Origin of the sequence: Streptomyces sp. NPDC096132 (assembly GCF_044763345.1) — a bacterium.
Taxonomy (GTDB): Bacteria; Actinomycetota; Actinomycetes; order Streptomycetales; family Streptomycetaceae; genus Streptomyces.
This window is the reverse complement of the sequence record NZ_JBIWGA010000014.1, coordinates 259,275-285,840: the sequence shown is the minus strand read 5'-3', so window position 1 is coordinate 285,840 and position 26,566 is coordinate 259,275. Positions and strand designations below refer to the sequence as shown.

The following is a 26,566-nucleotide window of genomic DNA, read 5'->3' as shown; positions in this document are numbered from 1 at the left end:
GGTTCGACTTGCCGGTTTTCGGGGGTTGCCGGCGGGGGGGCCCGACGTTGGTGTGCGGGGGGGGGGGGTCGCGCGCCCCCCCGGGGGGGGGGGGGGGGGGGCCCACCCCCCGGGGGCCCACCCCCGGCCGTCTCAGTCCCAGGTCAGCATGTCGTCCTTGGTCCGAGGTGACTCCCCGTGCATCCTTTCCCCGTCCTCGACGGCGCTCGTCAGTGTCTCGAAGAACGCCGTGAGCGAGGGCCACTTTCCGCATGCACCCCCGGTCTCCCGGAAGAAGTAGCCCACGGATCCGCGGCCCGCTCCGGGGCGCGCGTCGACGAAGTAGACGCTGGCGCCGTCGTGGTTCGCGGCGAAGGCGAGCCACTGCGGATGCCACCACTGTCCGACGAGCTCCTCGTCGTCGAGCGCGTCGCACATTCTCCTGGTGATCCGTATTGCCTCCACGACCGGGAGGAGACGCGTGCCGCTGGGCAGAAAGCTGCCGGCCTCGGTGTTCTCCGCGCCGTCATGCAGGGCGAGGAGGCACGTCAGCTCCTCGGGCAGCTCGATGCCGGACTGCCGTTCCCACTCCTCCAGGGCCGGTCCTTCGACGGGCGGCCGCAGTGCGGCCCGGCTCGCCGGCGCAATCACCCCGAGCCGGCGCTCCGCGCTCGACCAAGCCTGCTCCAGGGATTCTCGACCCATCGCCCGTCCTCTCCCGTGTGAAACGACCGCCTCATTATGGGGCGGTGGTCGACGGGACGGACGGTAGCCGCGGGAGGTGGATCCAGGGGAACACCCGGACCGGGACGGCCATCCTGGGTTGGCCCATACCGACGTCGTGTCCTTCAGCAGGACAGGTACTGCGGCGCCTCCTTGCGTACGCTGGGCGGCACCACAGCGACGTACGGCAGGATGACCCCCATGACGAGCGTGCGCGACGAGCGAACCGTGCGGCCGACCAGGGACGACAAGGTGGCCGCGGCCGGCAGCGAGCTGATCGGCGGCCCCCTCGGACGGCGGGCCCTGCTCGGGACGTCCTGGTGGACTCCCGTACGGGTCGTCGCGCTCGTGGCGATCGGGATGTTCGCCCTCGGACTGGTCCAGAAGGCGCCCTGCTACGACGGGGGCTGGTTCTTCGGCGCCAGCACCCAGTACACCCACGCCTGCTATTCGGACATCCCGCACCTCTATCAGGGCCGCGGCTTCGCCGACGGGCTCGTGCCGTACTTCGACAAGCTCAGCGGCGACATGGACTACCTCGAATACCCGGTGCTGACCGGAGTGTTCATGGAGGTCGCGGCCTGGCTGACTCCGGGCAGCGGCACCATCCAGCACCAGGAGCAGTGGTACTGGATGGTCAACGCCGGGATGCTGATGGCCTGCGCGGCCGTCATCGCCGTCTGCGTGAGCCGTACGCACGCCCGGCGCCCCTGGGACGGTCTGCTGGTGGCCCTGGCGCCCGCCTTCGCGCTGACCGCCACCATCAACTGGGACCTGCTGGCCGTCGCCCTGACGGCCGCGGCGATGATGATGTGGTCGCGGGGACGCTCCCTCGCCTTCGGTGTGCTGCTGGGGCTCGCCACGGCCGCCAAGCTCTACCCGGTCTTCCTCCTCGGACCGCTGTTCCTGCTCTGCTGGCGCGCGGGGAAGTGGCGGGACTACGGCAAGGCCCTCGGCGGCGCCGTCGTGGCCTGGCTGGTGGTGAACCTGCCGGTGATGCTCTTCGCCTTCGAAGGCTGGTCGAAGTTCTACCGGTTCAGCCAGGAGCGGGGCGTCGACTTCGGATCCTTCTGGCTGATCCTGGCCCAGAACTCCAGCGATCCCCTCACGACCGACAGCGTCAACACGCTCGCCACGCTCCTGGTGGTGGTGTGCTTCGCGGGCATCGCCTGGATCACGCTGACCGCGCCCCGGCGCCCCCGGTTCGCCCAGCTCGCGTTCCTGGTGGTGGCGGCCTTCATCGTCACGAACAAGGTCTACTCGCCGCAGTACGTCCTGTGGCTGGTGCCGTTGGCCGTGCTGGCCCGGCCGAAGTGGCGGGACTTCCTGATCTGGCAGGCGTGCGAGGTCGCGTACTTCCTGGGCATCTGGATGTACCTCGCCTACACGACCAGCGGAGACGCCCACAAGGGACTGCCGACCGACGGCTACCACTGGGCGATCGGTGTGCACCTGCTGGGGACGCTCTACCTGTGCGCCGTGGTCGTGCGCGACATCCTGATGCCGGAACGGGACGTGGTGCGCCAGGGCGGCGAGGACGACCCCTCGGGCGGAGTGCTCGACGGGGCGGAGGACGTCTTCGTCCTCGGTGCCGCGGCTCATCCTCCCCGCCACGCCTCCCACTTCGAGGGGCCGCAGGTGGAGTGGGGCAAGCAGGGCGGGTCCGAAGTGGAGTGGGGCAAGCAGGACGCCGTCGACGGTTCGCCGTGAGCGAACAGGGTGCTGTCCGGCCGTAGAAGAGCCGGAGCGTACGTGGAAGGGGCCGTACCCGGGATCCCCGGGTACGGCCCCTTCCGTTGCTGTGTGGCCCAGCGGTCGGCCGCTGCGTGGCTCAGCGGTCCACGAGCCGGTCGAACTGCGTCGTGGTGTGCCGCAGGTGGGCGACCAGCTCGTCGCCGACCGTCGGCTCCGGCGCGTCCGCGGGCACGAACAGGATGGACACCTGCATGTGCGGCGGCTCGGCGAACCAGCGCTGCTTGCCGCCCCAGACGAACGGCGAGAGGTTCCGGTTCACCGTGGCGAGGCCGGCACGGGCGACGCCCTTGGCGCGCGGCATGACGCCGTGCAGCGCCTTGGGGGCCTCCAGACCCACCCCGTGCGACGTACCGCCCGCCACGACCACCAGGAAGCCGTCGGAGGCCGCCTTCTGCTGCCGGTAGCCGAAGCGGTCGCCCTTGGCGACGCGCGTGACGTCCAGGACGGCACCGCGGTACTCGGTGGCCTCGTGGTCCCCCAGCCACAGCCGCGTGCCGATCCGGGCGCGGAACCGGGTCTGCGGGAACTGCTGCTGCAACCGGGCGAGTTCGTCGGCCTTGAGGTGGCTGACGAACATCGTGTGCAGCGGCAGCCGGGCCGCGCGCAGCCGGTCCATCCAGCCGATGACCTCCTCGACGGCGTCGGAGCCGTCGGTGCGGTCCAGCGGCAGGTGGATGGCGAAGCCCTCCAGCCGGACGTTCTCGATCGCGGCGTGCAACTGGGGCAGGTCCTGCTCGCTGATGCCGTGCCGCTTCATCGACGACATCACCTCGATGACCACCCGGGCGCCCACGAGGCCGTACACACCGTCCACCGACGACACCGAGCGCACGACCCGGTCGGGCAGCGGAACGGGCTCCTCGCCGCGCCGGTACGGCGTCAGCACCAGCAGGTCGCCGCCGAAGAAGTCCTTGATGCGCGCGGCCTCGTACGTCGTGCCGACGGCGAGGATGTCCGAACCCAGCCGGGTGGCCTCCTCCGCCAGCCGCTCGTGCCCGAAGCCGTAGCCGTTGCCCTTGCAGACCGGGACGAGCCCCGGGAACTGCTCCTGCACGTGCTTGTGGTGCGCCCGCCAGCGCGCGGTGTCGACGTAGAGCGTGAGCGCCATGGCCGGACCTGGGACCTTTCTCGTGGCTGAGGTGTGGGGAGGTGCGTCGGAGATGCGGGAGACGTCAGAGGTATGGAACCACCGGACGTGACGTCAGCGGCGCGACATGTAGATGTCCAGCGCCTTGTGGAGCAGCTTGTTCAGCGGGAAGTCCCACTCGCCGAGGTACTCGGCCGCCTGGCCGCCCGTGCCGACCTTGAACTGGATCAGGCCGAAGAGGTGGTCGGTCTCGTCCAGCGAGTCGGAGATGCCGCGCAGGTCGTAGACGGTGGCGCCGAGCGCGTAGGCGTCGCGCAGCATCCGCCACTGCATGGCGTTCGACGGCCGGAACTCACGGCCGATGTTGTCGGAGGCGCCGTACGAGTACCAGACGTGTCCGCCGACGATCAGCATCGTCGCCGCGGACAGGTTCACGCCGTTGTGACGGGCGAAGTACAGCCGCATGCGGTTGGGGTCCTCGGTGTTGAGGGCCGTCCACATGCGCTGGAAGTACGACAGCGGGCGCGGCCGGAAGTGGTCGCGCACGGCCGTGATCTCGTACAGCCTCTGCCACTCCTCGAGGTCGTGGTAGCCGCCCTGGACGACCTCGACACCGGCCTTCTCGGCCTTCTTGATGTTGCGGCGCCACAGTTGGTTGAAGTTCTTGTGGACCTCTTCAAGGGAACGGTTCGCCAGCGGCACCTGGTAGACGTAGCGCGGCTGGACGTCGCCGAAGCCGGCACCCCCGTCCTCACCCTGCTGCCAGCCCATACGGCGAAGCTTGTCGGCCACCTCGAAGGCGCGCGGCTCGATGAAGTCGGCCTCGATGTCGCGCAGCCGCTTCACGTCCGGGCTCTGGATGCCCGCCTTGATGGACGTCGCCTCCCAGCGCCGGATGATCACCGGCGGGCCCATCTTGACCGAGAACGCGCCCTGCTGCTTGAGGTGCGCGAGCATCGGTTCCAGCCACTCGGTCAGATTCGGCGCGTACCAGTTGATGACCGGGCCCTCGGGCAGATACGCCAGGTAGCGCTTGATCTTGGGCAGCTGGCGGTAGAGGACCAGACCCACGCCGACCAGCTCGCCGGTGCGCTCGTCGAACCAGCCGAGATTCTCCGATCGCCACTCCGCCTTGACATCGGCCCAGGCCGGAACCTGCATGTGGCTCGCCGACGGCAGGCTCTGGATGTACGCCAGATGCTGCTCGCGGCTGATCGTCCTCAGGGTCAGGCTCATTCGGGGCGCTCCTCGGGCTGGTGTGTCCCCATGGGTACAGGGGCTCCGGCTCTAGCGCCGAAGCCTACTGCGCCTGACGCGCGGCCAGACTGGGCGTACGGCACCTTCGCCCCGGCCAGTTGGCGGCCGGGGCGTTACGGCAGGGTTCGTAGTTGTTCTACGTTGTTCTACGTGTCTCTCGGTGTGGACGGTGTGCGTGGTGCCGGACCGGGGCCGGTCAGGTCACCACAGTCCGCCGAAGAGACCGCCGTGCGCCATGCCGAGGAAGAAGCCGACGCCGGAGGCACCGAGGCCCAGGATCAGGAAGAAGCGCTCACGGGTGGTCTCGGAGATCCACTGTCCGTACGCGCCGGCCAGGATCCCCACCAGACCGGTCCAGGAGCTGAGCAGATGGAGGCTGTCGAACTGCGCCGTGACGAAGGACACCACTCCGAGGACCAGGGTCACGGCCATGAGCGCGTGCTGGACGGGATGGGACTTGCCGTCGGTGGCGAATAGGGAACCGACTCCGGTGTTGGGTCGCAATGCTTGTGCCATAGGGCACCTCCTGCGGAAGGCGGCGCATCGTAGCGCCATACACACCCGACGTGTACAGATTGACGGTCCCCACGGCCGGATTTCAACCGGAAGCGGGTGTGCGGGTAGTCTGTACCGTCTGCACCGGTGTCTGCCCAGGCACAGCCAGGGACTCCGCCCAGTTCAGAGCGGGGACGTCGGCATCCGACCCCCGATTGTCAGTGGCGGCCGATACCGTTGCGTACGCATCACAACCCTCCTGCCACGGAACGACCGTGGCCGCTGAGTCCAAAGGAGGTGGGTTACACATGCGTCACTACGAGGTGATGGTCATCCTCGACCCCGATCTCGAGGAGCGCGCTGTCTCCCCGCTGATCGAGAACTTCCTCTCCGTCGTCCGCGAGGGCAACGGAAAGGTCGAGAAGGTCGACACCTGGGGCCGTCGTCGTCTCGCGTACGAGATCAAGAAGAAGCCCGAGGGCATCTACTCGGTCATCGACCTGCAGGCCGAGCCTGCGGTCGTCAAGGAGCTCGACCGCCAGATGAACCTGAACGAGTCGGTCCTCCGGACCAAGGTCCTCCGCCCCGAGACCCACTGAGCTCTCCCGCTCAGCTGATCTCGGGACTCTGAGTAGCAGCACAAGCAGCCAGCAGCAGCAAACCCGCCGAGAGGTTCCCCCATGGCAGGCGAGACCGTCATCACGGTCGTCGGCAACCTTGTCGATGACCCCGAGCTGCGCTTCACCCCCTCGGGTGCGGCGGTCGCGAAGTTCCGTGTCGCGTCCACCCCCCGCACCTTCGACCGCCAGACGAACGAGTGGAAGGACGGCGAGAGCCTCTTCCTGACCTGCTCGGTCTGGCGCCAGGCGGCGGAGAACGTCGCCGAGTCGCTCCAGCGAGGCATGCGCGTCGTCGTGCAGGGCCGGCTGAAGCAGCGGTCGTACGAGGACCGTGAGGGTGTCAAGCGCACGGTCTTCGAGCTGGACGTCGAGGAAGTCGGCCCCAGCCTGCGCAACGCCACGGCCAAGGTCACCAAGACCAGTGGTGGTGGCGGTGGACGCGGTGGCCAGGGCGGTTACGGCGGCGGTGGCGGCCAGGCGGGCGGCGGCTGGGGCGGCGGCCCCGGCGGCGGTCAGCAGGGCGGCGCTCCCGCCGACGACCCGTGGGCGACCGGCGCTCCCGCCGGTGGCAACCAGGGCGGCGGCGGCTGGGGTGGAAACTCCGGCGGCAGCGGCAGCGGCAGCGGCGGCGGCTACTCGGACGAGCCCCCCTTCTAGGTCCTCCGGGTCCCTAGGACCCCGGGATCGAGGGCGGGTCGTACCCACACTTCTTGATCACACAGGAGAAACACCATGGCGAAGCCGCCTGTGCGCAAGCCGAAGAAGAAGGTCTGCGCATTCTGCAAGGACAAGGTCACGTACGTGGACTACAAGGACACGAACATGCTGCGGAAGTTCATTTCCGACCGCGGCAAGATCCGTGCCCGCCGCGTGACCGGCAACTGCACGCAGCACCAGCGTGACGTCGCCACGGCCGTCAAGAACAGCCGTGAGATGGCGCTGCTGCCCTACACGTCCACCGCGCGCTAAGGGAAGGGTGACCGACACATGAAGATCATCCTCACCCACGAGGTCTCCGGCCTCGGTGCCGCCGGCGACGTCGTCGACGTCAAGGACGGTTACGCTCGCAACTACCTGATCCCGCGGAAGTTCGCCATCCGCTGGACCAAGGGCGGCGAGAAGGACGTCGAGCAGATCCGTCGCGCTCGCAAGATCCACGAGATCCAGACCATCGAGCAGGCCAACGCTGTGAAGGCCCAGCTCGAGGGCGTCAGGGTCCGCCTGGCCGTCCGCTCCGGCGACGCCGGTCGTCTCTTCGGTTCCGTCACCCCGGCCGACATCGCGTCCGCGATCAAGGCTGCCGGTGGCCCCGACGTCGACAAGCGCCGCATCGAGCTCGGCACGCCGATCAAGACCCTGGGCGCCCACGAGACGTCCGTGCGTCTGCACCCCGAGGTTGCCGCCAAGGTCAACATCGAGGTCGTCGCGGCCTGATCGTCGCGACCGGCGTGAACAGCTTCGGCTGAACAGCTGAGAAGGGGCCGCACCCGCTGGGGTGCGGCCCCTTCTTCGTCTGGCTCGGCTGGGTGTGTTTCACGTGAAACGGTCAGCGGGTCGCCCCGGTGACGATCCACCGGCCGGAGCGGGCGCGCAGCCAGAGCGTCAGCATGCGAACCGTCATCATCAGTGTCATCGCTCCCCACACCGCGGTGAGTCCACCGCCGAGCACCGGCACCAGCAGGGCCACCGGGGTGAAGACGGCAAGGGTGAACACCATGGCCCAGGCGAGATAGGGGCCGTCCCCCGCTCCCATCAGTACGCCGTCCAGGACGAAGACGATTCCGCAGATCGGCTGGGAGAGCGCCACCAGGAGGAGGGCGGGCAGCGCGGCCTCCTTCACACCGGAGTCGCCGGTGAACAGGGGCAGGAACAATGGTCGGGCGATGACGACCAGCAGGCCGAGTACGACCCCCACGCCGATGCCCCACTCCACCATCCGTCGGCATGCGTCACGGGCGCCCTGGGCGTCGCCCGCACCGAGGTAGCGTCCGATGATGGCCTGCCCGGCGATGGCGATGGCGTCGAGGGCGAAGGCGAGCAGACTCCACAGGGACAGCGCGATCTGGTGCGCCGCGATGTCGGCGTCCCCCAGACGGGCCGCGACGGCCGTGGCGATCATCAGGATTGCCCGCAGGGACAGCGTACGGACCAGCAGGGGCACCCCGGCCTGGGCGGAGGCTCTGATGCCGGCCGCGTCCGGTCGCAACGAGGCGCCGTGCCGACGGGCTCCGCGGATCACCACGGAGAGGTAGACCGCCGCCATGCCGCACTGGGCGACGACCGTCCCCCAGGCGGAGCCCGCGATCCCGAGGCCGACGCCATAGACCAGGCCGACATTCAGGGCGGCGTTGGCGACGAATCCCCCGACGGCGACGTACAGAGGTGTCTTCGTGTCCTGGAGTCCGCGCAGCACCCCGGTCGCGGCGAGCACGACGAGCATGGCCGGGATGCCCATCACCGAGATGCGCAGATAGGTGGTGGCGTAGGGCGCGGCGGTGTCCGAGGCCCCGAAGAGTTCCACCAGCGCCGGGGCCGTGGGCACGACGGCGGTGACGACGACGGCGCCGAGCAGCAGGGCCAGCCAGATGCCGTCCATGCCCTGGCGGATGGCCGCCGGGAGGTCGCCGGCCCCGACGCGGCGGGCGACGGCGGCCGTGGTGGCGTACGCGAGGAAGACGAAGACGCTGACGGCCGTCGTCAGGAGGGCGGAGGCGATGCCGAGGCCGGCGAGCTGGGCGGTGCCGAGATGGCCGACGATCGCGCTGTCGGCCATGACGAAGAGGGGCTCGGCGACGAGCGCGCCGAAGGCCGGGACGGCCAGCGCGACGATCTCCCGATCGTGCTGTCGCCGGGTGGCCCTGGGGGGCGCGGGAGCCTGTGTCATGGCCACCAATCTAATCGTCCACAGGTAAGAGACGCAATTGAGTAGTGACCCTTACCACTCGTTGCGCTGCGTGTCGTCCCGGCCCTCGTTCGAACCGATCTTGCGCTGACTGGGGAAGTTTTTCTTCTGCACAGCCAGTGGATCATAAAGATGCAGGTCAGAGCGGGTTGGTGGGAAAAGACGAGGGCTTGTTCACAGGGCTGTCCACCGGGTCGTGCACAGGTTTTCCGGAGTTCTCCACAGCATCCGGGCTGTTGTCCACATGGGCTGTGGATAACCAGATTGGCTGACGGTGCCCGCGGGCCTACCGTGGTCCGGCGCCCGCTCCGTCCGACGGTCAGTGAAAGCCTCACAAAACCGACGTGGCTGAACCGGAGTTGGGCCTCTCAATTGTCAGTGTCGTGCCGTAGAACTGAGGGCACGGCGAGGTCCGCTCGGCGGACGGGAGGAGGTGGCTCGGTGAGCATTTCCGAGCCCTTGGACGACCCGTGGGCCGACAGCGGACCCAGTGATCGTCTGCCTTCCGCCCGTCGGCGCGGCGACGGTGGCCGCGGCCGGGACGAACAGCACGACCGGGGCCGGGACAGCGGTGACTGGGAGGGCGGCAGCACCTTCGAGCGCGTACCGCCGCAGGACCTCGACGCCGAGCAGTCCGTCCTCGGTGGCATGCTCCTGTCCAAGGACGCCATCGCCGACGTCGTCGAGGTCCTCAAGGGCCACGACTTCTACAAGCCCGCGCACGAGACGATCTACCAGGCGATCCTCGACGTCTATGCCAAGGGCGAGCCGGCCGACCCCATCACGATCGCCGCCGAACTGACCAAGCGCGGCGAGATCAACAAGGTCGGCGGCGCATCGTATCTGCACACCCTCGTCCAGACGGTGCCCACGGCGGCCAACGCCGAGTACTACGCCGAGATCGTGCACGAGCGGGCGGTCCTGCGCCGCCTGGTCGAGGCCGGCACCCGCATCACCCAGATGGGATACGCGGCCGACGACGACGTCGACGAGATCGTCAACCGCGCGCAGGCCGAGATCTACGCGGTCACCGAGCAGCGCACCAGCGAGGACTACCTCCCGCTCGGCGACATCATGGAAGGCGCCCTCGACGAGATCGAGGCGATCGGCTCGCGCAGCGGCGAGATGACCGGTGTGCCCACCGGCTTCACCGACCTCGACTCGCTCACCAACGGCCTCCACCCGGGCCAGATGATCGTCATCGCCGCCCGTCCCGCCATGGGCAAGTCCACGCTCGCGCTCGACTTCGCCCGGGCCGCGTCGATCAAGAACAACCTGCCCAGCGTCATCTTCTCCCTCGAAATGGGCCGCAACGAGATCGCGATGCGTCTGCTGTCCGCCGAGGCCCGCGTCGCCCTGCACCACATGCGCTCCGGCACCATGACGGACGAGGACTGGACGCGCCTGGCGCGCCGGATGCCCGAGGTGTCGTCCGCCCCGCTCTTCATCGACGACTCCCCGAACCTGTCGATGATGGAGATCCGCGCGAAGTGCCGCCGGCTGAAGCAGCGCAACGACATCCGGCTCGTCATCATCGACTACCTCCAGCTGATGCAGTCCGGTGGCAAGCGCTCCGAGAGTCGTCAGCAGGAGGTCTCGGACATGTCCCGTAACCTCAAGCTCCTCGCGAAGGAGCTGGAGGTCCCGGTGATCGCGCTCTCGCAGCTCAACCGTGGCCCCGAGCAGCGCACGGACAAGAAGCCGATGGTCTCCGACCTGCGTGAGTCCGGCTCCATCGAGCAGGACGCCGACATGGTGATCCTGCTGCACCGCGAGGACGCCTACGAGAAGGAGTCGCCGCGCGCGGGCGAGGCCGACATCATCGTGGGCAAGCACCGAAACGGCCCGACGGCCACGATCACCGTGGCGTTCCAGGGCCACTACTCGCGCTTCGTGGACATGGCCCAGACCTGATCCCGCCCCGGGCGAAATGAACTCGACGCCGGGTCCGCGGGCAGGTGGACTGGGCCCATGACGACACCCCAGGAAGAGCTCCTCCCCGGCACCCGGCGTGCGCTGCTGCACCGGATCGCCGTGGCCCAGTCCGACGGCCGCGCCCCGTCACTCGTCGCCGCGGTCGTACGGGACGGACGGGCCGTGTGGCACGGGGCACGCACCTCGGTCGACGGGCACGCCCCGGACGAGAACGTGCAGTACCGGATCGGCTCGATCACCAAGACCTTCACCGCCGTCCTCGTGCTGCGGCTGCGCGACGAAGGAGCGCTCGACCTCGAGGACCCGGTGGAGAAGTACCTGCCCGGCACCGGGGCGGGGGAGCTCACGATCGCCCAACTGCTCGCCCACACAGGAGGGTTGGCTGCCGAGACACCCGGACCGTGGTGGGAGAGGACACCGGGGTCGCTGCGGCCCGAACTCGCCGACGTCCTCGGCGACCAGCCGGCTCCGCATCCGGCCGGCCGCCGTCACCACTACTCCAACCCCGGCTACGCATTGCTGGGCGCCCTCGTCGAGGAGCTGCGCGGCGCGTCCTGGGAGGACGTACTCCGGCGTGAAGTACTCGAACCTCTGGGCCTCGACCGGACGGGTGTCCACCCGCAGGCTCCGGCCGCGGGCGGTTGGGCGGTGCATCCCTGGGCCGATGTGATGCAGCCCGAACCCCTCGAGGACTACGGGCGGATGGCGCCGGCGGGCCAGCTCTGGTCCACGACCGGCGACCTGGCGAAGTTCGCCGCCTTCCTGGTGCGGGGCGACGACCGGGTGCTGAGCGCGGAGACCCTGCGGGAGATGCGCACGCCGACGGCACCGACGCAGGCGGTGGAGCTGGCGGACGGCTTGACGTACGGGCTCGGAATGCAGGTCCAGCACCGCGACGGGCGACTGCTCGTGGGCCACTCCGGCTCGGTGCCCGGCTTCCTGGCGGCCCTCTTCATCGGTGTGGAGGACGACGTCGCCGCAGTGGTGCTCGCCAACTGCACCTCCGGCTTCTTCGTGTCGCAGGTGGCCACCGATCTCGTCCGCATCGTCGCGGAGGCGGAGCCGCGGATCCCCGAGCCGTGGCGGCCGTTGCGGGAAGCCGACCGTTTTGCGCTGGAGTTGGCCGGCCCGTGGTACTGGGGGACCAGTCCCACCGCTCTGCGGGTGACGGCCGATGGCCTCGTCTCACTCGGGCCGCTGTCCGGGGGTGGCAGGCGCTCGCGGTTCCGGCCGAACGGGGACGGCACCTGGACGGGGCTGGAGGGCTACTACGCCGGAGAGGTTCTACGGGCTGTACGGCGGCCGGACGGGACCGTGGACCACCTGGACCTCGGATCGTTCGTGTTCACGCGTCAGCCGTACGACGAGGGGGCCGCTGTGCCCGGCGGGGTGGACCCGGAGGGATGGCGGGGGATCGGCTGACCGCCCCAACGGAAAGGAGGCGCCGTGTTTCACGTGAAACACGGCGCCTTTGCCATGGACGTGGCCTCGGCGCTGTCGCGTGGAGCCCACGTCAGAGCTGCAGCTTGAAACCCACGTGCGAGGCCACGAACCCCAGTCGTTCGTAGAAGCGATGGGCGTCGGTGCGTGTGGTGTCGGAGGTGAGCTGCACCAACTGGCAGTTCTCCCGCCGGGATTCCTCGATCGCCCACTCGATGAACCGCGTGCCCAGACCGCTGCCGCGCTCGTCGGCGTGCACGCGCACACCCTCGATGATCGACCTGGTCGCGCCACGCCGGGACAGACCGGGGATGATCGTCAGCTGGAGCGTGCCGACGACGCGCCCTTCGCGCACGGCGACGACCAGGCGCTGGTTCGGATCGGCGCTGAGCCGCTCCAGCGCGTTGCGGTACGGCGTGAGGTCCTCCGGGGACTCGCGCTGGGCGCCCAGGGGGTCGTCCGCGAGCATGGCGACGATCGCGGGGATGTCCTCGGCGACGGCGGCCCGAATATCAAGATCTGCCATGACCGCACCCTAAGCGCGTTCCGCCGCCGCACCCCGAGCGTCTTGCGCTGCCGCACTCTACGCGGCGGCGGGCGCCTTCAGTGACTCCACGACCCGCACCAGCGGCGCCAGTTCGGCGTTCTTCGCGGCTGCGTCGAGGGCCTCGCGCAGGGCGGTGTCGTTGGTGGGCCGGGCTTCGGCGAGCAGTGTCAGGCCGGCCTCGGTGACGTTGGTGTAGATGCCGCGGCGGTCGGTGGGGCACAGGTAGCGCTCCAGGAGGCCGCGGTCCTCGAGCCGGGTGACCAGCCGGGTGGTGGCGCTCTGGCTGAGAACGACCGCGTCGGCGACCTGCTTCATCTGCAGATGGCCCCCGTCGCCGTCGTGCTGCCGGCTGAGTACGTCGAGCAGGGAGTACTCGCGCACGCTCAGGTCGTGCCCGGCCTGCAGCGCCCGCTCGATGTGGGCCTCGATCCTCCCGTGCAGCAAGGAGAGGGCGCACCAGCCCTGGGCAAGGGCGGTGAGTGCGGGGTCCGTTGCGGTCATGGGTGTTCTCCTCCGTCCCGGAGCGGCTGACACCAGGATAGAGCAACATCGAAATAGTCAGCGTTTGCATTTATACCGCGTCTGCAATTATTGTGAACGCACGCAAGGCGCATCTGCAATCGTCTGGGAAGGTCCACCCTCCATGCCTCTCGCGCTTCTGGCCCTCGCGATCGGGGCCTTCGGCATCGGAACCACCGAGTTCGTGATCATGGGCTTGCTGCCCGAGGTCGCGGGCGACTTCGGGGTCTCCATCCCCACGGCCGGGTTCCTCGTGACCGGCTACGCGCTCGGCGTCATGTTCGGCGCCCCGCTGATGACCGTCCTCGGCACCAAGGTCTCCCGCAAGCGGATGCTGATGCTCCTGATGGGCCTGTTCATCGTCGGGAACCTGCTCTCCGCCGTCGCCCCGTCCTTCGCCGTGATGCTGACCGGACGCGTCATCGCCTCGCTCGCCCACGGGGCCTTCTTCGGTATCGGCTCGGTCGTCGCGGCCGATCTGGTCGCCCCGGACCGGAAGGCCGGGGCCATCGCCATGATGTTCACCGGTCTGACCGTCGCCAACGTGGTCGGAGTCCCCCTGGGCACCCTCGTCGGGCAGACCGTCGGCTGGAGGGTCACGTTCGGCGTCGTCGCCGCCCTCGGGGTCGTCGGCCTGGCCGGCATCGCCCGGCTGGTCCCCGAGATGCCCCGGGCGGAGGGAGTGCACCTGCGTCACGAGCTGGCCGCCTTCAGGAACGCCCAGGTCCTGCTCGCCATGGCGATGACCGTCCTCGGCTTCGGCGGCGTCTTCGCGGCCATCACCTACATCGCGCCGATGATGACCCACGTGACCGGCTTCGCCGACGGCTCCGTCACCTGGCTGCTGGTTCTCTTCGGACTCGGCATGGTCGGCGGCAACCTCGTCGGCGGGCGCTACGCCGACCGCGCCCTGATGCCGATGTTGTACGTCTCTCTGGGCGCCCTGGCGGTCGTCCTGGCCCTCTTCACGCTCACCGCCCACAACAAGGTCCTCGCGGCCCTCAGCATCGCCCTGATCGGCGCCCTGGGCTTCGCCACCGTCCCGCCCTTGCAGAAGCGCGTCCTCGACCAGGCGCACGACGCCCCGACGCTGGCCTCCGCCGTGAACATCGGCGCCTTCAACCTCGGCAACGCACTGTCCGCCTGGCTCGGTGGCCTCGTCATCGCCGCGGGCCTCGGCTACACCGCCCCGAACTGGGTCGGCGCCGCCCTCGCCGCGGCCGCCCTGATCCTCGCCCTGGTGTCGTCCGCCCTGGAACGCCGTGCGGGTGCGCCCAGCACGGTGGTCGCCGGTGGCGGACCAGCACCCGCCGAGCAGCGGGCCGTCGCCCACCGCTGAGCCCCCCGGCCCGTCCGGCCCTCACGACAGACGCCGGTACCCCACGGCTCGGGGTACCGGCGTCTGTCGTATCCGCGCGGCTCCGGGGTACCGGCGTCGTCGTGTCCGTGCGGCTCAGCCGGCCGCCACCGTCAGCGGGGCGTACCGCCTGCTCCAGTCGCCGGGGAGTTCCGCGATCCCGTAGGTCATGACGGTGTTGAAGGCGACGGACCCCAGACCCCGTGCCTTCACCCACGCCAGCAGTTCCTCGTGCCGTTCGTCGATGTCGGTCCGCAGCGGCCGGTCGGTGTGGGCGGCGAGGGAGGCCAGCAGGGCCTTCGCTGTCTCGGTGTCTCGGGCGATCAGCGGGCCCACGACATGCGTGGCCATGTTGGGCCAGGCGGCCGCGTAGCCGACGATCCGGCCGTTGTCCTCGGCGACCCGCAACTGGTCGGCGAAGGCGGGCAGCCGGGTGATCATGTGCGTGCGGTCGGTGCCGAACACCTCCTCGTCGAGCCGGAGGATCGAGGGCAGGTCCTCGGCCGTGGCCGCGCGGGTGGCGATGTCCGACGGCGTGCCGTCCGGGGTGAAGTGTCCCGACACCATCTCCGCCCGGCCCGTGGCCTTGAAGCCGAGCTCCTCGTACAGCGGACGACCGTTCGGCGTCGCGTGCAGGGTCAGCGGGGTCGGGCCCATTGCGGAGACGACGTGTTCCATCAGCCGGCGGCCCACACCCTGTCGGGCGTGCCGCTCGGCCACCAGCACCATCCCGACGGCCCCGAGGTCGGGGCGGTCGGCCGGACCGTACTCGGTGACGACGCAGGCGGAGACCAGGCCTCCGGCGGGGTCGTCGATGCCGTACCCCTTCCCGGCGGAGAGGAGGAGACCCCACTTGCGCTCCTCGCGTGGCCACCCCCGGTCCTCGGACAAGTCGGCGCAGGCGGTGAGATCGCGGTGCGTCAGGCGGCGAATGGGCAGAGCGGCGAGGGAAGGAGTCGGCACGCGGGTCAGGCTGTCCGACCGGCGCCCCTGGCGTCCACCTGTTTCTCCTGGGACGTACGCGCTTTTGGCCATGCCGTCGGGCGGTGTTTCACGTGAAACGAGGCCGCACAGGGGGGAGGCGCGGAGTGTTTCACGTGAAACGGCGGAGACCGACAGAAGGCGGCGAACCGTGTAAGGGGACTGACAGCCTGCCCGGCTAGCCTCGGCGCATGGCGAGACTTCATCTCTTCGACCTCGACGGCACACTGCTGCACGGAACGTCCGCGCCACGGGAGATCTCACGCCAACTCGGCCTGGAGGCCGAGGCGGTGGCGCTGGACCGAGCGGCCTCCGCGGGGCGGATCCAGCCGCCGGAGTACGCGAACCAGGTGCGTGCCCTCTGGGCGAGCCTCACCGAGGAGCATGTGGCGGCCGCCTTCGCCGGGGCTCCGTGGCTGGCGCGTATCCGTGAGGTCTGGGCGGAGATCAGCAGCAGAGGGGAGTACTGCGCCGTCGTGTCGCTCTCGCCCTCCTTCTTTGTGGAAAAACTCACGAGCTGGGGCGCTCACGCGGCCTATGGATCCCGGTTTCCCACGCTTCCTTTCAGCGAGCCGGTGGATCCGGCGGGAGTGCTCAGCGCCGCGGCGAAGGTGGTGATCGCCGATCGGCTGTGCGCGGAGTTCGGAGTGACGCGGGACGACTGCGTCGCCTACGGGGACTCGCACTCCGACAAAGACCTGTTCGGAGCCGTGTCCGTCTCCGTGGCGGTCAATGCGGACCGTCATCTGACGAGCCTCGCCACCCATTCCTACACGGGGAAGGATCTGTGGGATGCCTATGAATTGGTGCGGCACGCCCGGTAGTTGGGGAAACGGCGGTTCACTTCCCGAGCCTTCTTCCAGGGGAGGGAAGGGGGGACTTGTGCGGCCGACCGCGGCCGGTATGGTCGACTCCGGTTCGCTTCCGGAGTGATGTGTGCCGGACCCGGCGCACGCCTGCCGGGCGGGCCGAGAAGAGGGCATTGCAGCCTAACGGGACGGAGAGATCGAAGACCCGCATTTCCGGTTGTGCGGCCGGGGTGTCCCATGGGATGGGATGCTGCGGTGAGAGTGCTGCGGACCAGGTCGCACTCTCGCCTCATGCGTTCATGCGGAGCGGAATCACGGGTGGACCGTGGCCTTGCCGGTCACGGAACCGAACGGAAAAGCAAGCCGTCTGCGGGGGAAGCAGGCATCTTCCGATCCAGGAAGTGCGCAGACCGACCGAAAGATGTTCGAGGCGAGGCACACCATGGACGCTCCGACCACCAAGTCGGCCGACAACGGCACGTCCGGCGGCGGGGACGGATGGTTCACGCCGCACAAACAGCCGGAGCCGGCTGCGGGAGGCGAGCAGGGGACATCGGACGGCCGCCGCCTGGCCGCACTGCGCCCGGTGGGCCGCGGCACGACCACCGGCGACGGTGACCCGCCCCAGAGCGCTCCCACGAACACGGGGGAGCGAATAGGCAGGGACTCGGCGCAGCAGCCGGACTCAGGGCCGCAGAGCCCGTACAGCCCGCCCGCGCCGACGGAGGCGGGCATCCGGGCCGGGACGCCCCCGCAGCGGCCCGCGACGGCCGCCCCCGGGCCTGTGCAATCCCCCGCCCTCTCGGTGGCGCAGCACTCCCCGCTCACCGATCCCCTGGTCCCCGTCCAGCGACCCGCCCCCGCCCAGCAACCGCCTCCCGTACACCGGCCCGCTCCCGCCGCCCAGGAGGCGGCCTCCCCGGACGCCATCCTCATTCGCCGGACCATGGCGGAGGTGGCCCCCGTGGCCGACAAGGTCACCTCGTACTTCTACGCCCTGCTCTTCGTCCGCCACCCCGAACTGCGCCCGCTCTTCCCGCCCGCGATGGACGCCCAGCGGGACCGGCTGCTCAAGGCCCTGCTGACCGCCGCCGAGCACATCGACAACACCCCGGTCCTCGTCGAATACCTGCAGAACCTCGGCCGGGGCCACCGCAAGTACGGAACCCGGGCCGAGCACTATCCGGCGGTGGGCGAGTGCCTCATCGGCGCGCTGAACAAGTACGGCGACGCCGTGTGGGACGCCGAGACCGAAGCCGCCTGGGTCCGGACGTACACGACGATCTCCCAGGTCATGATCGACGCGGCGGCCGCGGACGAACTGCGCGCTCCGGCCTGGTGGCACGCGGAGATCGTCTCCCACGACCTCAGAACGCCGGACGTCGCCGTCCTCACCCTCCGCCCGGACCAGCCCTATCCCTTTCTCGCCGGGCAGTACGCGAGCCTCGAGACACCATGGTGGCCGCGGATCTGGCGGCACTATTCGTTCGCGTCGGCGCCCCGCTCCGACGGGCTCCTGGCCTTCCACGTGAAGGCCATTCCGGCCGGCTGGGTCTCCAACGCCCTGGTGCACCGTGCCCGGCCCGGGGACGTCATACGGCTCGGCCCGCCGGCCGGCTCGATGACCGTCGACCACACCCGGGACAGCGGCCTGCTCTGCCTGGGCGGTGGCACCGGCATAGCCCCCATCAAGGCACTGGTCGAGGATGTCGCCGAGCGCGGTGCGCGTCGCCCGGTCGAGGTGTTCTACGGCGCCCGCAGCGACCACGACCTGTACGACATCGACACCATGCTCAGGCTCCAGCAGACGCACCCGTGGCTGGAGGTCCACGCGGTGGTCGACCGGCACGGCCTGCTCCAGCTGCCCGACGCCATACGCACTTTCGGGCCCTGGACCGAGTACGACGCCTATGTCTCGGGGCCGCCCGGCATGATCCGCAGCGGCGTGGACGCCCTGCGCGGTGTCGGCTTCCCCGTGGAGCGCATACGGCACGACTCGGTCGAGGAACTCGTCGCCGCCGGAAGCTGACGCGGAGTCGGCTCCTACGGCCTCATCCCAGATCGGGAGCGTGCATGGCTCGTACGCCCTCGATGTTGCCGTCCAGGTAGTGCCGCAGCGACAGCGGTACGAGATGGACCGAGGCGATGCCCACCCGGGTGAACGGCACCCAGACGATCTCGTACTCGCCGGCCGGCTCGTCGACCTCGGGACCGTGCCGCTGGGCGGGATCCATGGACTCCAGACGGCACACGAAGAAGTGCTGCACCTTCACACCGGTCGCGCCGCCGTCCTCGCCGATGTGCTCGACGGTGTCGACGAAGCAGGGAACCACATCGGTGATCTTCGCGCCGAGTTCCTCGTGCACCTCGCGGTGCAGGGCGTCGACGACGGTCGCGTCATCCGGCTCGACGCCGCCACCGGGCGTGACCCAGTACGGATCCACGCCGGGCTTGGTGCGCTTGATCAGGATCAGGTCGTCGCCGTCCAGCAGAACGGCACGGGCGGTGCGCTTGACCACAGGTCGGACGGTCATGGGAGAAATGTGGCCCCGCATGTTCCACGTGAAACATCGCGAAACGTCACCAAGTCAAAGCAGGCCGTAACTAGGCCATGCAGCCTCGGGGAAACCCCTCAGCACCACTCGGCGGCCGCCCCCAGCAGCCACTCATGGGCGCGTGCGACGTGCGGCATCGCCAGGGTGCCGGTCCGCACCACCAGGACGTACGTCCGCAGCGGCGGCACCACCGGTTCGTGCGGCGCGACGACGTCACCGCGCTCCAGAGCGGCCGCGCACAGATAGCGGGGCAACACCGCGAGCCCGGCGCCCGCGACGGCGCAGGCGAGGACCGCACGCAGGTCGGGGACGATGACGGTGCCGGAGGCGGCGGGGCGGGAGTCGAAGACGGAGGCCCAGTAGCGGGAGACGAGGGGCAACGACTCGTGCACCTCGACGACGGGGAGGTTCTCCAGCGCTGAGGCGCCCTTGCGGCGCAGCCTGCCGGAGTCGATCCGCTCCGCCCACTGCGGGGCGGCGATCAGAACGTGCTCCTCGTCGCACAGCGGCGTGGCCGTGAGCAGGGCGCCGCGCGGCCGTGCCGTACTGATGGCCAGGTCGTGGTGGCCGGCCGCCAGCCCCTCCAGGACCTCCTCGGCGTTGCCGAAGGAGACGCGCAGGGCGAGCCCCTGGCCGTCGTCGCCGGTCAGCTCGGTGAGGGCGGGGAGGGCCCGCTCGGCGGTGAACTCGGGAGGACCGGCGAGGTGCAGGGACCGCAAGGAGGCATCGTCGTCCAGGCCGCTCTCGGTGATCTCCACCAGGGCGTCGAGATGCGGGGCGGCTTTGTGGGCGAGCTCGTCCCCCATCGTCGTCGGAGTCACACCGCGGGCCTGGCGCAGGAACAGGGGGCGGCCCAGCTGCCGCTCCAGGGTGCGGATCTGGGAGGTGACGGCGGGCTGGGACAGGCCCAGCAGAGCGGCGGCGCGGGTGAAGGAGCCGGCCCGGTGCACGGTCACGAAGGTGCGCAACAAGGCCAGATCCATGGAGCGTCCTCCTGCCTTCCCCTGTCTTTCTCGCGGCTCAGGGGCAGGCCCTCAACTATAAATATGTCGATAGGTCTCTGTCGCTACTGTGATTGGACACTGACACAGAGTCAACTAGCCTTGTTCGCGCGGTTCTTCGCGCGCGGAACCGAGGACGGTCCGAGCCACGAGGGGGGAGGCTCGGACCGTCCGTCATGCGTAGCGGGACACCGGCCGGGCGTCCGTAAACCGGTCATGGCGCCGACTCCTCCAGCGCTCGCAGCACATCGGCCACGAGGTCCTCGGAGTCCTCGGCGCCGACCGACAGCCGGATGAAGCCCTCCGGCACCGCGTCGCCGCCCCAGCGCCCCCGTCGCTCGGCGGTGGAGCGCACCCCGCCGAAGCTCGTCGCGTCGTCCACGAGCCGCAGCGCCTCCAGAAAACGCTCGGCACGCGCACGCGTGGGCAGCGTGAACGAGACCACGCACCCGAAGCGCCGCATCTGCTGGGCGGCCACCTTGTGGGCCGGGTCGTCGGCCAGCCCGGGGTAGCGCAGCCCGGTCACCTCCGGCCTGTCCCGCAGTGCCTCCGCGACGGCCAGGGCGGTGGCCGACTGCCGGTCGACGCGCAGCTGCAGCGTGGCGATCGACCGGTGCGCCAGCCAGGCCTCCATGGGCCCGGGAATCGCCCCGACGATCTTCCGCCAGCGCCGTACGGCGGTCATCGCTTCGCCGGCCCGCCCGGTGACGTACCCGAGGAGGACGTCGCCGTGCCCCGTGAGCTGCTTCGTACCGCTGGCCACCGAGAAGTCGGCGCCGAGCTCCAGCGGACGCTGCCCGAGCGGCGTGGCGAGCGTGTTGTCGACGGCGACGAGAGCGCCACGCGCGTGTGCCGCCTCGACGAGCCGCCGGATGTCGCACACGTCGAGCCCGGGGTTGGACGGCGACTCGATCCACAGCAGCCGGGCGCCGTCGAGGGCGTCGAGCTGGGCGTCGCCGCCCGTCGGCGCGGTCCGCACCTCGATGCCGTACGCCTCCAGCTGGGCGCGGACCAGGGGCAGCGCCTGGTAGCCGTCACCGGGCAGGACGACGGTGTCACCGGAGCGCAGTTGCGAGAAGAGCAGCGCCGAGGTGGCGGCCATGCCGGAGGCGAAGACGAGCGTCTCGACGCCGTCCTGCCCCGGCGCCTCCAGCTCGCCGATCGCGTGCTCCAGGTGCGTCCAGGTCGGGTTCTCGTCGCGGCCGTAGGTGTACGGACCCGTCGGCTCACCCGGCAGGTGGAAGTGCGCGGCGAACACCGGGCCCGGAAGGGGCGGTTCGTACTTCACCGGTTCGGGCAGTCCGGCCCGCACCGCGCGTGTGCCCTCACCGGCGCCCCCGGGGAGGCCACCAGCCGTGGTGGAGTCGCTCATGGCACCCGTCCTTCCAGATCCTCGCTCACGGCGGTCAGCAGACCGCTGCTCGCCACCTCCACCATCTCAAGGCACTCCTCGAAGCCGTCGCGGCCCCCGTAGTAGGGGTCGGGGACGTCGAGGTCGTCCTGAGCGGCGGGGTCGTAGGAACGCAGCAGCCGCACCTTGCCGGCGTCCTCCGGGGTGGGCGCCAGGCGGCGCAGGGCCCGGAGGTGGCCGGCGTCCAGGGCGATCACGAGGTCGAGGCGGGCGAACCAGGACGGTTCGAACATCCGGGCCGTGTGATCGAGGACGTACCCGTGCTGCTCGAGGACGGAGAGGGTGCGCGGGTCGGCGCCCTCGCCCTCGTGCCAGTCGCCCGTGCCGGCGCTGTCGACCTCGACCAGCCCGTCGAGACCGGCCTCCGCCACGCGCGCGCGGAAGACCGATTCGGCCATCGGCGAGCGGCAGATGTTGCCGGTGCAGACGAAACAGACGCGGTAGGTCATCGAGGGCTCAGTCCCCGTCGGGCAGGACGACGTTGAGCGCCCAGGAGACCACGGAGATGATCAGACCGCCCAGGACCGCCGTCCAGAAGCCCTCGACGTGGAAGCTCAGGTAGATCTTGTCGGCCAGCCAGGAGGTCAGCAGCAGCATCAGGGCGTTGACCACCAGGGTGATCAGACCGAGCGTCAGGATGAACAGCGGGAAGGTCAGTACCTTCACGATCGGCTTGACCAGGAAGTTCACCAGGCCGAAGAGCAGCGCGACGACTATCAGGGTGCCGATCTTCTTGCCCGTGCTGTCACCGGTCAGGGTGATGTTGTCGAGCAGCCAGACGGCGACCGCCAGGGCGCCCGCGTTGGCGATCGTCTTGACTACGAAATTCTTCATGTGTCTGATCGTGGCAGAGAGATCGGCAACGGGCACCGGGCGAGGGCGGACGAACACGATGAAGGCATTCCGGCTGGACGAACTGGAGGCGGAGCGAGCCGCCAACGACGGCGCCTACCTGCAGTTCCTGCGGGAGCGGAACATGTCGGTGGGGCTGTACGCCCTCAACGCCGGAGAGCATGATCCACAGAATCCGCACAACCAGGACGAGGTGTACTTCGTCGTGAGCGGCCGCGCCTCCATCACCGTCGGCATGGAGACCACCCAGGTCGCGCGCGGCAGCGTGGTCTACGTCCCGGCCGGGGTCGCCCACAAGTTCCATCACATCAGCGAGGATCTGCGCGTCCTGGTGGTGTTCTCTCCGCCCGAGGCGTGACCCGCTCCTCGGGGTTCCCTAGGGGATCGTTCAGGGGAGGACAAGGGGCGCGAGGCCCCCGCCGGCACCCTTCGCGGATCTAGCATCGACGGCAGGACATCGGAAGCATCCGGACTCACAGGAGTTCCGGACCGACGAGGACAAGGACGAAGGCGATGCGAGAGATCTTCGCGGGACTGCCGTGGTGGGTGAAGTGGGTGGCGGTGCCGGTCATCGCCCTGGTCGTGTTCGGCGGTCTGATAGCCAGCGTCGTCGGCTTCGTGATCTGGCTGCTGTTCAAGGTGCTGATCTTCGTGGCTCTGGTCGGCGGACTGATCTATGTCGTACGGAAGTTCATGGCGGGCTCCTCGTCACGCGGCGACTGGTGAGCGGTGCGGGAGGCGCCTGAGCGGTAACAGGAATCGCCTGTTCCCTCGGCCGGGGGAAGTTTCCCGCAGGGCCCGGCCGCGAGTGGTGGGGGACGGTTAAAGTCCGGAGTTCGACGCGGGGAAGAACCCCGCGAGCGGCCTACACCCCCCTCCCGTGTTCCCCGCACGGGCCGCCCCCTCGCGCTCTGGGAGTGACCCCTTGGCCCCGGTTGACACCGCCTCCGCGGAATCCCACGCACCCCCCGCCCCGCGTTCCCCCGTGACCCCGCACCAACGCCCGCCGAGCTCAGCCCTCCCCGAGCAGCCCGGCTCCGCGACCCGACAGCCGCACCCGGCCGCGACGCTCATCGGCTCCGTCCAGCGCGCGATGCGCCTGCTGGAGTCCGTCGCCGAGCACGAGTGCGGAGCTCCGGCCAAGCAACTGGCCCGCGAGACCGGCCTTGCCCTCCCCACGGCCTACCACCTGCTGCGCACCCTTGTGTACGAGGGCTATCTGCGCCGGGACAAGGGGCTGTTCTTCCTCGGTGAGGCGGCCGAGCGTCTGGGCAGCAGCGGGGCCGCGCAGAAACGTCGCAGCACGGTCGCCGACACCCTCGCCCAGTGGCGCGATTCGATCGGTGTCCCCGTGTACTACGCCCGGTACCACGGCGGCGAGATCGAGGTCATGTGCGTCTCCGACACCCCCGGCAACCCAGCGGTGGAGGAGTGGGCCGACTTCCGCGAGACCGCCCACGCACACGCCATCGGCCAGTGTCTGCTCTCCCAGATGGACGAGGACGCCCGCCGCGATCACCTGGACCGCTACCCGGTGCAATCGATCACCCCGTACACCGTGCGTGACGACCACACCCTGCTGCGGCGCCTGGAGCGCACGCGGCGCATGGAACCGGTCGTGGAGAGGCAGGAATACGCATTGGGCACGGTGTGCGCCGCGATCCCGATCACGGTGGGCACCACGGCGGCGACGATGGCCATCTCCCTGCCCGCCCATCAGGCCGACCGGCTACTCCCGGCGGCACGGCAGTTGCAGAGCGAGATCGGTCGCCGGCTGGGGTCAATCGCGATCTCTATCAGTATCTGAAAACTCACTCCTTGTGATCTGTTGTGTACGTTCAGCAAGATGCGGTGCAGTGTCAGGGGTTGATTACCGGCCATTCGACGGCAAATGACGGGGTAACGCGATGCGCGAGTCCGTACAGGCAGTTCAGGCAGAAGTCATGATGAGCTTCCTCGTGTCCGAGGAGCTCTCGTTCCGCATCCCGGTGGAACTGGGCTATGAGTCGCGCGATCCCTACGCCGTACGACTCACCTTCCATCTGCCCGGTGACGCCCCGGTGACCTGGGCTTTCGGGCGGGAGCTGCTCATCGACGGGGTGGGCAGGCCGTGCGGGGAGGGTGATGTACGGGTCTCGCCCGTGGACCCCGATGTGCTCGGTGAGGTCCTGATCCGCCTTCAGGTGGGGGGCGACCAGGCGCTGTTCCGTTCCTCGGCCGCCCCTCTGGTGGCCTTCCTGGACCGCACGGACAAGCTGGTCCCGTTGGGCCAGGAGGGTGCTCTCGCCGACTTCGACGCGCATCTCGACGAGGCACTGGACCGGATTCTGGCGGAGGAACGGAGCACCGGCTGACCCGCCGGCGGCGAGCGGTGGCGGAACGCTTCGCCACGGGGGGTGGCCACGCAGGAACGCTTCTTCTCTCCTTCACGCACCAGGGTGGGGCGCCACTCGAGCGCCCCACCCCCTCAGCGCTTGCGCCGCCTGCCCCGGCCACCCCGGGGCTGGACGGGACCCGCCTCCCCTGCTGCCGCCGGAGCCGGCTCCGGTACGGACGCGGCCGCCGTTCCCGGGTCCGGGCGGTCGGCCGCGACCACGAGGGCCGCGAGAGCCGTAGTGACCGGCACCGACGCCACCAGGCCGATCGAACCCACCAGCGTGCGCACGATCTCCTCGGCGACCAGCTCACTGTTGGCGACCGTGCCGACGCTGCTCTGCGCGATCGAGAAGAGCAGCAGCAGCGGCAGCGCGGCACCGGCGTAGGCGAGGACGAGCGTGTTCACGACGGACGCGATGTGGTCGCGGCCGATACGGATGCCGGCCCGGTACAGCCCGCGCCAGCCCATCGCCGGGTTGGCCTCGTGCAGCTCCCAGACCGCGGAGGTCTGGGTGACCGTCACGTCGTCGAGGACACCGAGCGAGCCGATGATGATGCCGGCGAGCAGCAGACCGCTCATGTCGATCGACGGGTACAGGCCGTGGATCAGGCCGGTGTTGTCGTCCGTGTTGCCGGTGAGCGCGGCCCAGTCGATGAACCAGGAGCCGAGGAAACCGATCAGCAGCAACGAGATGAGGGTGCCGAGTACGGCGACAGATGTACGGGCCGAGAGGCCATGGCATAGATAGAGGGCGATCAGCATGATGGCGCTCGACCCCACCACGGCCACGAGCAGCGGGTTCGAGCCCTGCAGGATCGCGGGCAGGATGAAGAAGTTCAGGATCAGGAAGCTGGCGGCGAGGGCCACCAGCGCCATGACGCCCCGCAGCCGTCCGACGATCACGACGGCGACCGCGAAGATGAGCGCCAACACGGCCATCGGGACCCGGCGGTTCACATCGGTGACCGAGTACTGCAGGTCCTTCGGCGCCGAGGGCTCGTAGGCGACCACGACCTTCTCGCCCTCGTGCAACTGCCGTGACTGGTCCGGCTGGACGATCTCGGTGAACGTACGGCCCTTGTCGTCGCCGGTGTCCACGCGGATCGTGGCCTTCTTGCAGGTGCCGTTCCCCTGCTGTTCGGCGGAGGAGCCCTCGGCCGTGGAGGTGCCGCCGGTCGAGGTGCCACCGGAGGCGTTCACCGACTGGCAGCTCACGCTCACCACCTTGGTGACCGTGGCCTGTTGGGTCTGCCGGTCGAAGCCGACCCCGGTGCGCTCGTGCGCCGGGGCACCGCCCGGCCACAGCACCACGAGCCCGACCAGGACCGCCGCGGCGAACGGGATGAGGATGGCCGCGATGACCTTGCGCAGATGCTTGGAGACAGGGGCGGCCGGGCCGTGACTGTGGCTGTGCCCATGCGTATGCCCGTGCCCGCCACCCGAACCGGCGCCCTGCCCGCCCCCGGGGACGTCATGGGGTCCGTGCCCGTGCCCGCCGCGGTGAGCGTCACCGGGTCCGTGCCCGTGCCCGCCGCGGTGAGCGTCACCGGGGCCGTGCCCGTGCCCGTGGCCTCCGCCGTCACCCGGCCCGGCTCCCTGAGAGGGGCCCTGGCCGTAAGCCGCACCGTTGCGCTGCTCGTGGGCCCCGGCGTATCCCTCGTCGAAGTCATGCCCGTGATCCCCGACGTATCCGGAACCGTCGCGGTGCCAGTGACCTCCGCCGTATCCCTCACGCGGGGGAGGCGTGTGACCCCTGCCCGGTCCCGGGCCCATCGGGCCGGGGCCGTATCCGGGACCAGGCTCACGGACCTGACTGGCGCCGAAGTCGCGGTCGTCGCCGTGGCCCTGAGCGGGACCGCTTCGAGGAGCGCTCGCAGGAGCACCCAGAGGACCGTGTCCGAGGCCGCCGCCAGGACCGTTTCCCGGACCGTTTCCGGGGCCGCCACTGGCTCCGGGCCTGCGAG

General features: G+C 69.8%; 28 protein-coding genes. 14 read left to right on the top strand and 14 right to left on the bottom strand.

From position 1 onward, the window contains the following. Window positions 1-132: 132 nt before the first annotated feature. Complete coding sequence (locus ACIRF9_RS31220; protein WP_403828767.1) at window positions 133-684, bottom strand: SMI1/KNR4 family protein; 552 nt, start codon at window positions 682-684, stop codon at window positions 133-135. Between the two features lie 210 nt (window positions 685-894). Here ACIRF9_RS31220 and ACIRF9_RS31215 point away from each other — a divergent pair, with 210 nt between their 5' ends. Further along, entirely contained in the window at window positions 895-2,412 is a 1,518-nt protein-coding gene (locus ACIRF9_RS31215) for a glycosyltransferase family 87 protein (RefSeq protein ID WP_403828765.1), read from the top strand. 121 nt (window positions 2,413-2,533) lie between these two features. Here the strand turns inward: ACIRF9_RS31215 and ACIRF9_RS31210 are convergent, their stop codons facing one another. The 3 genes from ACIRF9_RS31210 to ACIRF9_RS31200 form a co-directional block, all read right to left on the bottom strand. After that, window positions 2,534-3,565 (bottom strand): alanine racemase, encoded by a 1,032-nt coding sequence (locus ACIRF9_RS31210; protein WP_403828763.1) that lies wholly within the window; start codon window positions 3,563-3,565, stop codon window positions 2,534-2,536. 93 nt (window positions 3,566-3,658) lie between these two features. Next, complete coding sequence (femX, locus tag ACIRF9_RS31205) at window positions 3,659-4,780, bottom strand: peptidoglycan bridge formation glycyltransferase FemX (protein ID WP_403828761.1); 1,122 nt, start codon at window positions 4,778-4,780, stop codon at window positions 3,659-3,661. A gap of 222 nt (window positions 4,781-5,002) precedes the next feature. After that, entirely contained in the window at window positions 5,003-5,317 is a 315-nt protein-coding gene (locus ACIRF9_RS31200; RefSeq protein WP_403828758.1) for a hypothetical protein, read from the bottom strand. A gap of 287 nt (window positions 5,318-5,604) precedes the next feature. Here ACIRF9_RS31200 and rpsF point away from each other — a divergent pair, with 287 nt between their 5' ends. The 4 genes from rpsF to rplI all read left to right on the top strand — a co-directional run bounded on the left by rpsF (window position 5,605) and on the right by rplI (window position 7,350). Next, complete coding sequence (rpsF, locus tag ACIRF9_RS31195; RefSeq protein WP_004950685.1) at window positions 5,605-5,895, top strand: 30S ribosomal protein S6; 291 nt, start codon at window positions 5,605-5,607, stop codon at window positions 5,893-5,895. A gap of 81 nt (window positions 5,896-5,976) precedes the next feature. Beyond that, window positions 5,977-6,573 (top strand): single-stranded DNA-binding protein, encoded by a 597-nt coding sequence (locus ACIRF9_RS31190; protein WP_403828756.1) that lies wholly within the window; start codon window positions 5,977-5,979, stop codon window positions 6,571-6,573. A gap of 75 nt (window positions 6,574-6,648) precedes the next feature. Further along, complete coding sequence (rpsR, locus tag ACIRF9_RS31185) at window positions 6,649-6,885, top strand: 30S ribosomal protein S18 (RefSeq protein WP_003949403.1); 237 nt, start codon at window positions 6,649-6,651, stop codon at window positions 6,883-6,885. An 18-nt stretch (window positions 6,886-6,903) separates the two neighbouring features. Next, entirely contained in the window at window positions 6,904-7,350 is a 447-nt protein-coding gene (rplI, locus tag ACIRF9_RS31180; protein WP_403828754.1) for a 50S ribosomal protein L9, read from the top strand. 112 nt (window positions 7,351-7,462) lie between these two features. Here the strand turns inward: rplI and ACIRF9_RS31175 are convergent, their stop codons facing one another. After that, the gene (locus tag ACIRF9_RS31175) at window positions 7,463-8,800 is read right to left on the bottom strand and encodes an MATE family efflux transporter (RefSeq protein WP_403828752.1); all 1,338 of its coding nucleotides are present in this window, start codon (window positions 8,798-8,800) and stop codon (window positions 7,463-7,465) included. 459 nt (window positions 8,801-9,259) lie between these two features. On the opposite strand from ACIRF9_RS31175, the gene dnaB reads away from it, so the two are divergent. Both dnaB and ACIRF9_RS31165 read left to right on the top strand, forming a co-directional pair. Continuing rightward, window positions 9,260-10,732, top strand: coding sequence for a replicative DNA helicase (dnaB, locus tag ACIRF9_RS31170; RefSeq protein ID WP_403828750.1), 1,473 nt, complete (start codon window positions 9,260-9,262; stop codon window positions 10,730-10,732). 57 nt (window positions 10,733-10,789) lie between these two features. Next, window positions 10,790-12,175, top strand: a complete 1,386-nt coding sequence (locus tag ACIRF9_RS31165; protein ID WP_403828748.1) for a serine hydrolase domain-containing protein — start codon at window positions 10,790-10,792, stop codon at window positions 12,173-12,175. A 91-nt stretch (window positions 12,176-12,266) separates the two neighbouring features. Here the strand turns inward: ACIRF9_RS31165 and ACIRF9_RS31160 are convergent, their stop codons facing one another. Together ACIRF9_RS31160 and ACIRF9_RS31155 are read right to left on the bottom strand one after the other, a co-directional pair. Continuing rightward, the gene (locus ACIRF9_RS31160; protein ID WP_403828746.1) at window positions 12,267-12,719 is read right to left on the bottom strand and encodes a GNAT family N-acetyltransferase; all 453 of its coding nucleotides are present in this window, start codon (window positions 12,717-12,719) and stop codon (window positions 12,267-12,269) included. A gap of 57 nt (window positions 12,720-12,776) precedes the next feature. Continuing rightward, the gene (locus ACIRF9_RS31155; RefSeq protein WP_403828744.1) at window positions 12,777-13,241 is read right to left on the bottom strand and encodes a MarR family winged helix-turn-helix transcriptional regulator; all 465 of its coding nucleotides are present in this window, start codon (window positions 13,239-13,241) and stop codon (window positions 12,777-12,779) included. Between the two features lie 142 nt (window positions 13,242-13,383). Here ACIRF9_RS31155 and ACIRF9_RS31150 point away from each other — a divergent pair, with 142 nt between their 5' ends. Next, window positions 13,384-14,598, top strand: a complete 1,215-nt coding sequence (locus ACIRF9_RS31150) for an MFS transporter (RefSeq protein ID WP_403828742.1) — start codon at window positions 13,384-13,386, stop codon at window positions 14,596-14,598. A 114-nt stretch (window positions 14,599-14,712) separates the two neighbouring features. Here ACIRF9_RS31150 and ACIRF9_RS31145 read toward each other — a convergent pair whose 3' ends face one another. Next, on the bottom strand, window positions 14,713-15,579 hold the full coding sequence (locus ACIRF9_RS31145) for a GNAT family N-acetyltransferase (RefSeq protein WP_403828740.1): 867 nt from the start codon (window positions 15,577-15,579) through the stop codon (window positions 14,713-14,715). Between the two features lie 209 nt (window positions 15,580-15,788). On the opposite strand from ACIRF9_RS31145, the gene ACIRF9_RS31140 reads away from it, so the two are divergent. Next, a complete protein-coding gene (locus ACIRF9_RS31140; protein WP_403828738.1) occupies window positions 15,789-16,421 on the top strand; it encodes an HAD family hydrolase in 633 nt (210 codons plus the stop codon). Between the two features lie 427 nt (window positions 16,422-16,848). After that, window positions 16,849-18,435: a globin domain-containing protein gene (locus ACIRF9_RS31135; protein WP_403828736.1), complete on the top strand. Its 1,587-nt coding sequence runs from the start codon at window positions 16,849-16,851 to the stop codon at window positions 18,433-18,435. 22 nt (window positions 18,436-18,457) lie between these two features. Here the strand turns inward: ACIRF9_RS31135 and ACIRF9_RS31130 are convergent, their stop codons facing one another. The 5 genes from ACIRF9_RS31130 to ACIRF9_RS31110 form a co-directional block, all read right to left on the bottom strand. Beyond that, on the bottom strand, window positions 18,458-18,940 hold the full coding sequence (locus ACIRF9_RS31130; RefSeq protein ID WP_403828734.1) for an NUDIX domain-containing protein: 483 nt from the start codon (window positions 18,938-18,940) through the stop codon (window positions 18,458-18,460). A 98-nt stretch (window positions 18,941-19,038) separates the two neighbouring features. Then, window positions 19,039-19,944, bottom strand: a complete 906-nt coding sequence (locus tag ACIRF9_RS31125) for a LysR family transcriptional regulator (protein ID WP_403828732.1) — start codon at window positions 19,942-19,944, stop codon at window positions 19,039-19,041. Between the two features lie 232 nt (window positions 19,945-20,176). Continuing rightward, window positions 20,177-21,334: a cystathionine gamma-lyase gene (locus ACIRF9_RS31120; RefSeq protein ID WP_403828730.1), complete on the bottom strand. Its 1,158-nt coding sequence runs from the start codon at window positions 21,332-21,334 to the stop codon at window positions 20,177-20,179. Then, window positions 21,331-21,822, bottom strand: coding sequence for a low molecular weight protein-tyrosine-phosphatase (locus ACIRF9_RS31115; RefSeq protein WP_403828728.1), 492 nt, complete (start codon window positions 21,820-21,822; stop codon window positions 21,331-21,333). Before ACIRF9_RS31115 ends, ACIRF9_RS31120 begins: the two co-directional genes overlap by 4 nt. A gap of 7 nt (window positions 21,823-21,829) precedes the next feature. After that, complete coding sequence (locus tag ACIRF9_RS31110; RefSeq protein ID WP_403828726.1) at window positions 21,830-22,207, bottom strand: phage holin family protein; 378 nt, start codon at window positions 22,205-22,207, stop codon at window positions 21,830-21,832. 58 nt (window positions 22,208-22,265) lie between these two features. On the opposite strand from ACIRF9_RS31110, the gene ACIRF9_RS31105 reads away from it, so the two are divergent. The 4 genes from ACIRF9_RS31105 to ACIRF9_RS31090 all read left to right on the top strand — a co-directional run bounded on the left by ACIRF9_RS31105 (window position 22,266) and on the right by ACIRF9_RS31090 (window position 24,579). Beyond that, entirely contained in the window at window positions 22,266-22,583 is a 318-nt protein-coding gene (locus ACIRF9_RS31105; protein WP_403828724.1) for a cupin domain-containing protein, read from the top strand. Window positions 22,584-22,738: 155 nt separating this feature from the next. Then, complete coding sequence (locus ACIRF9_RS31100) at window positions 22,739-22,951, top strand: DUF5326 family protein (RefSeq protein ID WP_403828722.1); 213 nt, start codon at window positions 22,739-22,741, stop codon at window positions 22,949-22,951. 259 nt (window positions 22,952-23,210) lie between these two features. Beyond that, window positions 23,211-24,032, top strand: a complete 822-nt coding sequence (locus tag ACIRF9_RS31095; RefSeq protein ID WP_403828720.1) for an IclR family transcriptional regulator — start codon at window positions 23,211-23,213, stop codon at window positions 24,030-24,032. 100 nt (window positions 24,033-24,132) lie between these two features. Further along, window positions 24,133-24,579 (top strand): SsgA family sporulation/cell division regulator, encoded by a 447-nt coding sequence (locus ACIRF9_RS31090; RefSeq protein ID WP_067255455.1) that lies wholly within the window; start codon window positions 24,133-24,135, stop codon window positions 24,577-24,579. Window positions 24,580-24,692: 113 nt separating this feature from the next. On the opposite strand, the gene ACIRF9_RS31085 is transcribed toward ACIRF9_RS31090, so the two are convergent. Beyond that, window positions 24,693-26,375: a YibE/F family protein gene (locus ACIRF9_RS31085; protein WP_403828717.1), complete on the bottom strand. Its 1,683-nt coding sequence runs from the start codon at window positions 26,373-26,375 to the stop codon at window positions 24,693-24,695. Window positions 26,376-26,566: the final 191 nt, after the last annotated feature.

Coding starts and splice junctions, on each gene's coding strand:
- ACIRF9_RS31220 (WP_403828767.1), bottom strand. CDS start 684: ATGGGTCGAGAATCCCTGGAGCAGGCTTGGTCGAGCGCGGAGCGCCGG.
- ACIRF9_RS31215 (WP_403828765.1), top strand. CDS start 895: ATGACCCCCATGACGAGCGTGCGCGACGAGCGAACCGTGCGGCCGACC.
- ACIRF9_RS31210 (WP_403828763.1), bottom strand. CDS start 3,565: ATGGCGCTCACGCTCTACGTCGACACCGCGCGCTGGCGGGCGCACCAC.
- femX (WP_403828761.1), bottom strand. CDS start 4,780: ATGAGCCTGACCCTGAGGACGATCAGCCGCGAGCAGCATCTGGCGTAC.
- ACIRF9_RS31200 (WP_403828758.1), bottom strand. CDS start 5,317: ATGGCACAAGCATTGCGACCCAACACCGGAGTCGGTTCCCTATTCGCC.
- rpsF (WP_004950685.1), top strand. CDS start 5,605: ATGCGTCACTACGAGGTGATGGTCATCCTCGACCCCGATCTCGAGGAG.
- ACIRF9_RS31190 (WP_403828756.1), top strand. CDS start 5,977: ATGGCAGGCGAGACCGTCATCACGGTCGTCGGCAACCTTGTCGATGAC.
- rpsR (WP_003949403.1), top strand. CDS start 6,649: ATGGCGAAGCCGCCTGTGCGCAAGCCGAAGAAGAAGGTCTGCGCATTC.
- rplI (WP_403828754.1), top strand. CDS start 6,904: ATGAAGATCATCCTCACCCACGAGGTCTCCGGCCTCGGTGCCGCCGGC.
- ACIRF9_RS31175 (WP_403828752.1), bottom strand. CDS start 8,800: ATGACACAGGCTCCCGCGCCCCCCAGGGCCACCCGGCGACAGCACGAT.
- ACIRF9_RS31165 (WP_403828748.1), top strand. CDS start 10,790: ATGACGACACCCCAGGAAGAGCTCCTCCCCGGCACCCGGCGTGCGCTG.
- ACIRF9_RS31160 (WP_403828746.1), bottom strand. CDS start 12,719: ATGGCAGATCTTGATATTCGGGCCGCCGTCGCCGAGGACATCCCCGCG.
- ACIRF9_RS31155 (WP_403828744.1), bottom strand. CDS start 13,241: ATGACCGCAACGGACCCCGCACTCACCGCCCTTGCCCAGGGCTGGTGC.
- ACIRF9_RS31150 (WP_403828742.1), top strand. CDS start 13,384: ATGCCTCTCGCGCTTCTGGCCCTCGCGATCGGGGCCTTCGGCATCGGA.
- ACIRF9_RS31140 (WP_403828738.1), top strand. CDS start 15,789: ATGGCGAGACTTCATCTCTTCGACCTCGACGGCACACTGCTGCACGGA.
- ACIRF9_RS31135 (WP_403828736.1), top strand. CDS start 16,849: ATGGACGCTCCGACCACCAAGTCGGCCGACAACGGCACGTCCGGCGGC.
- ACIRF9_RS31130 (WP_403828734.1), bottom strand. CDS start 18,940: ATGACCGTCCGACCTGTGGTCAAGCGCACCGCCCGTGCCGTTCTGCTG.
- ACIRF9_RS31125 (WP_403828732.1), bottom strand. CDS start 19,944: ATGGATCTGGCCTTGTTGCGCACCTTCGTGACCGTGCACCGGGCCGGC.
- ACIRF9_RS31120 (WP_403828730.1), bottom strand. CDS start 21,334: ATGAGCGACTCCACCACGGCTGGTGGCCTCCCCGGGGGCGCCGGTGAG.
- ACIRF9_RS31115 (WP_403828728.1), bottom strand. CDS start 21,822: ATGACCTACCGCGTCTGTTTCGTCTGCACCGGCAACATCTGCCGCTCG.
- ACIRF9_RS31110 (WP_403828726.1), bottom strand. CDS start 22,207: ATGAAGAATTTCGTAGTCAAGACGATCGCCAACGCGGGCGCCCTGGCG.
- ACIRF9_RS31105 (WP_403828724.1), top strand. CDS start 22,266: ATGAAGGCATTCCGGCTGGACGAACTGGAGGCGGAGCGAGCCGCCAAC.
- ACIRF9_RS31100 (WP_403828722.1), top strand. CDS start 22,739: ATGCGAGAGATCTTCGCGGGACTGCCGTGGTGGGTGAAGTGGGTGGCG.
- ACIRF9_RS31090 (WP_067255455.1), top strand. CDS start 24,133: ATGCGCGAGTCCGTACAGGCAGTTCAGGCAGAAGTCATGATGAGCTTC.
- ACIRF9_RS31085 (WP_403828717.1), bottom strand. CDS start 26,375: ATGGGCCCGGGACCGGGCAGGGGTCACACGCCTCCCCCGCGTGAGGGA.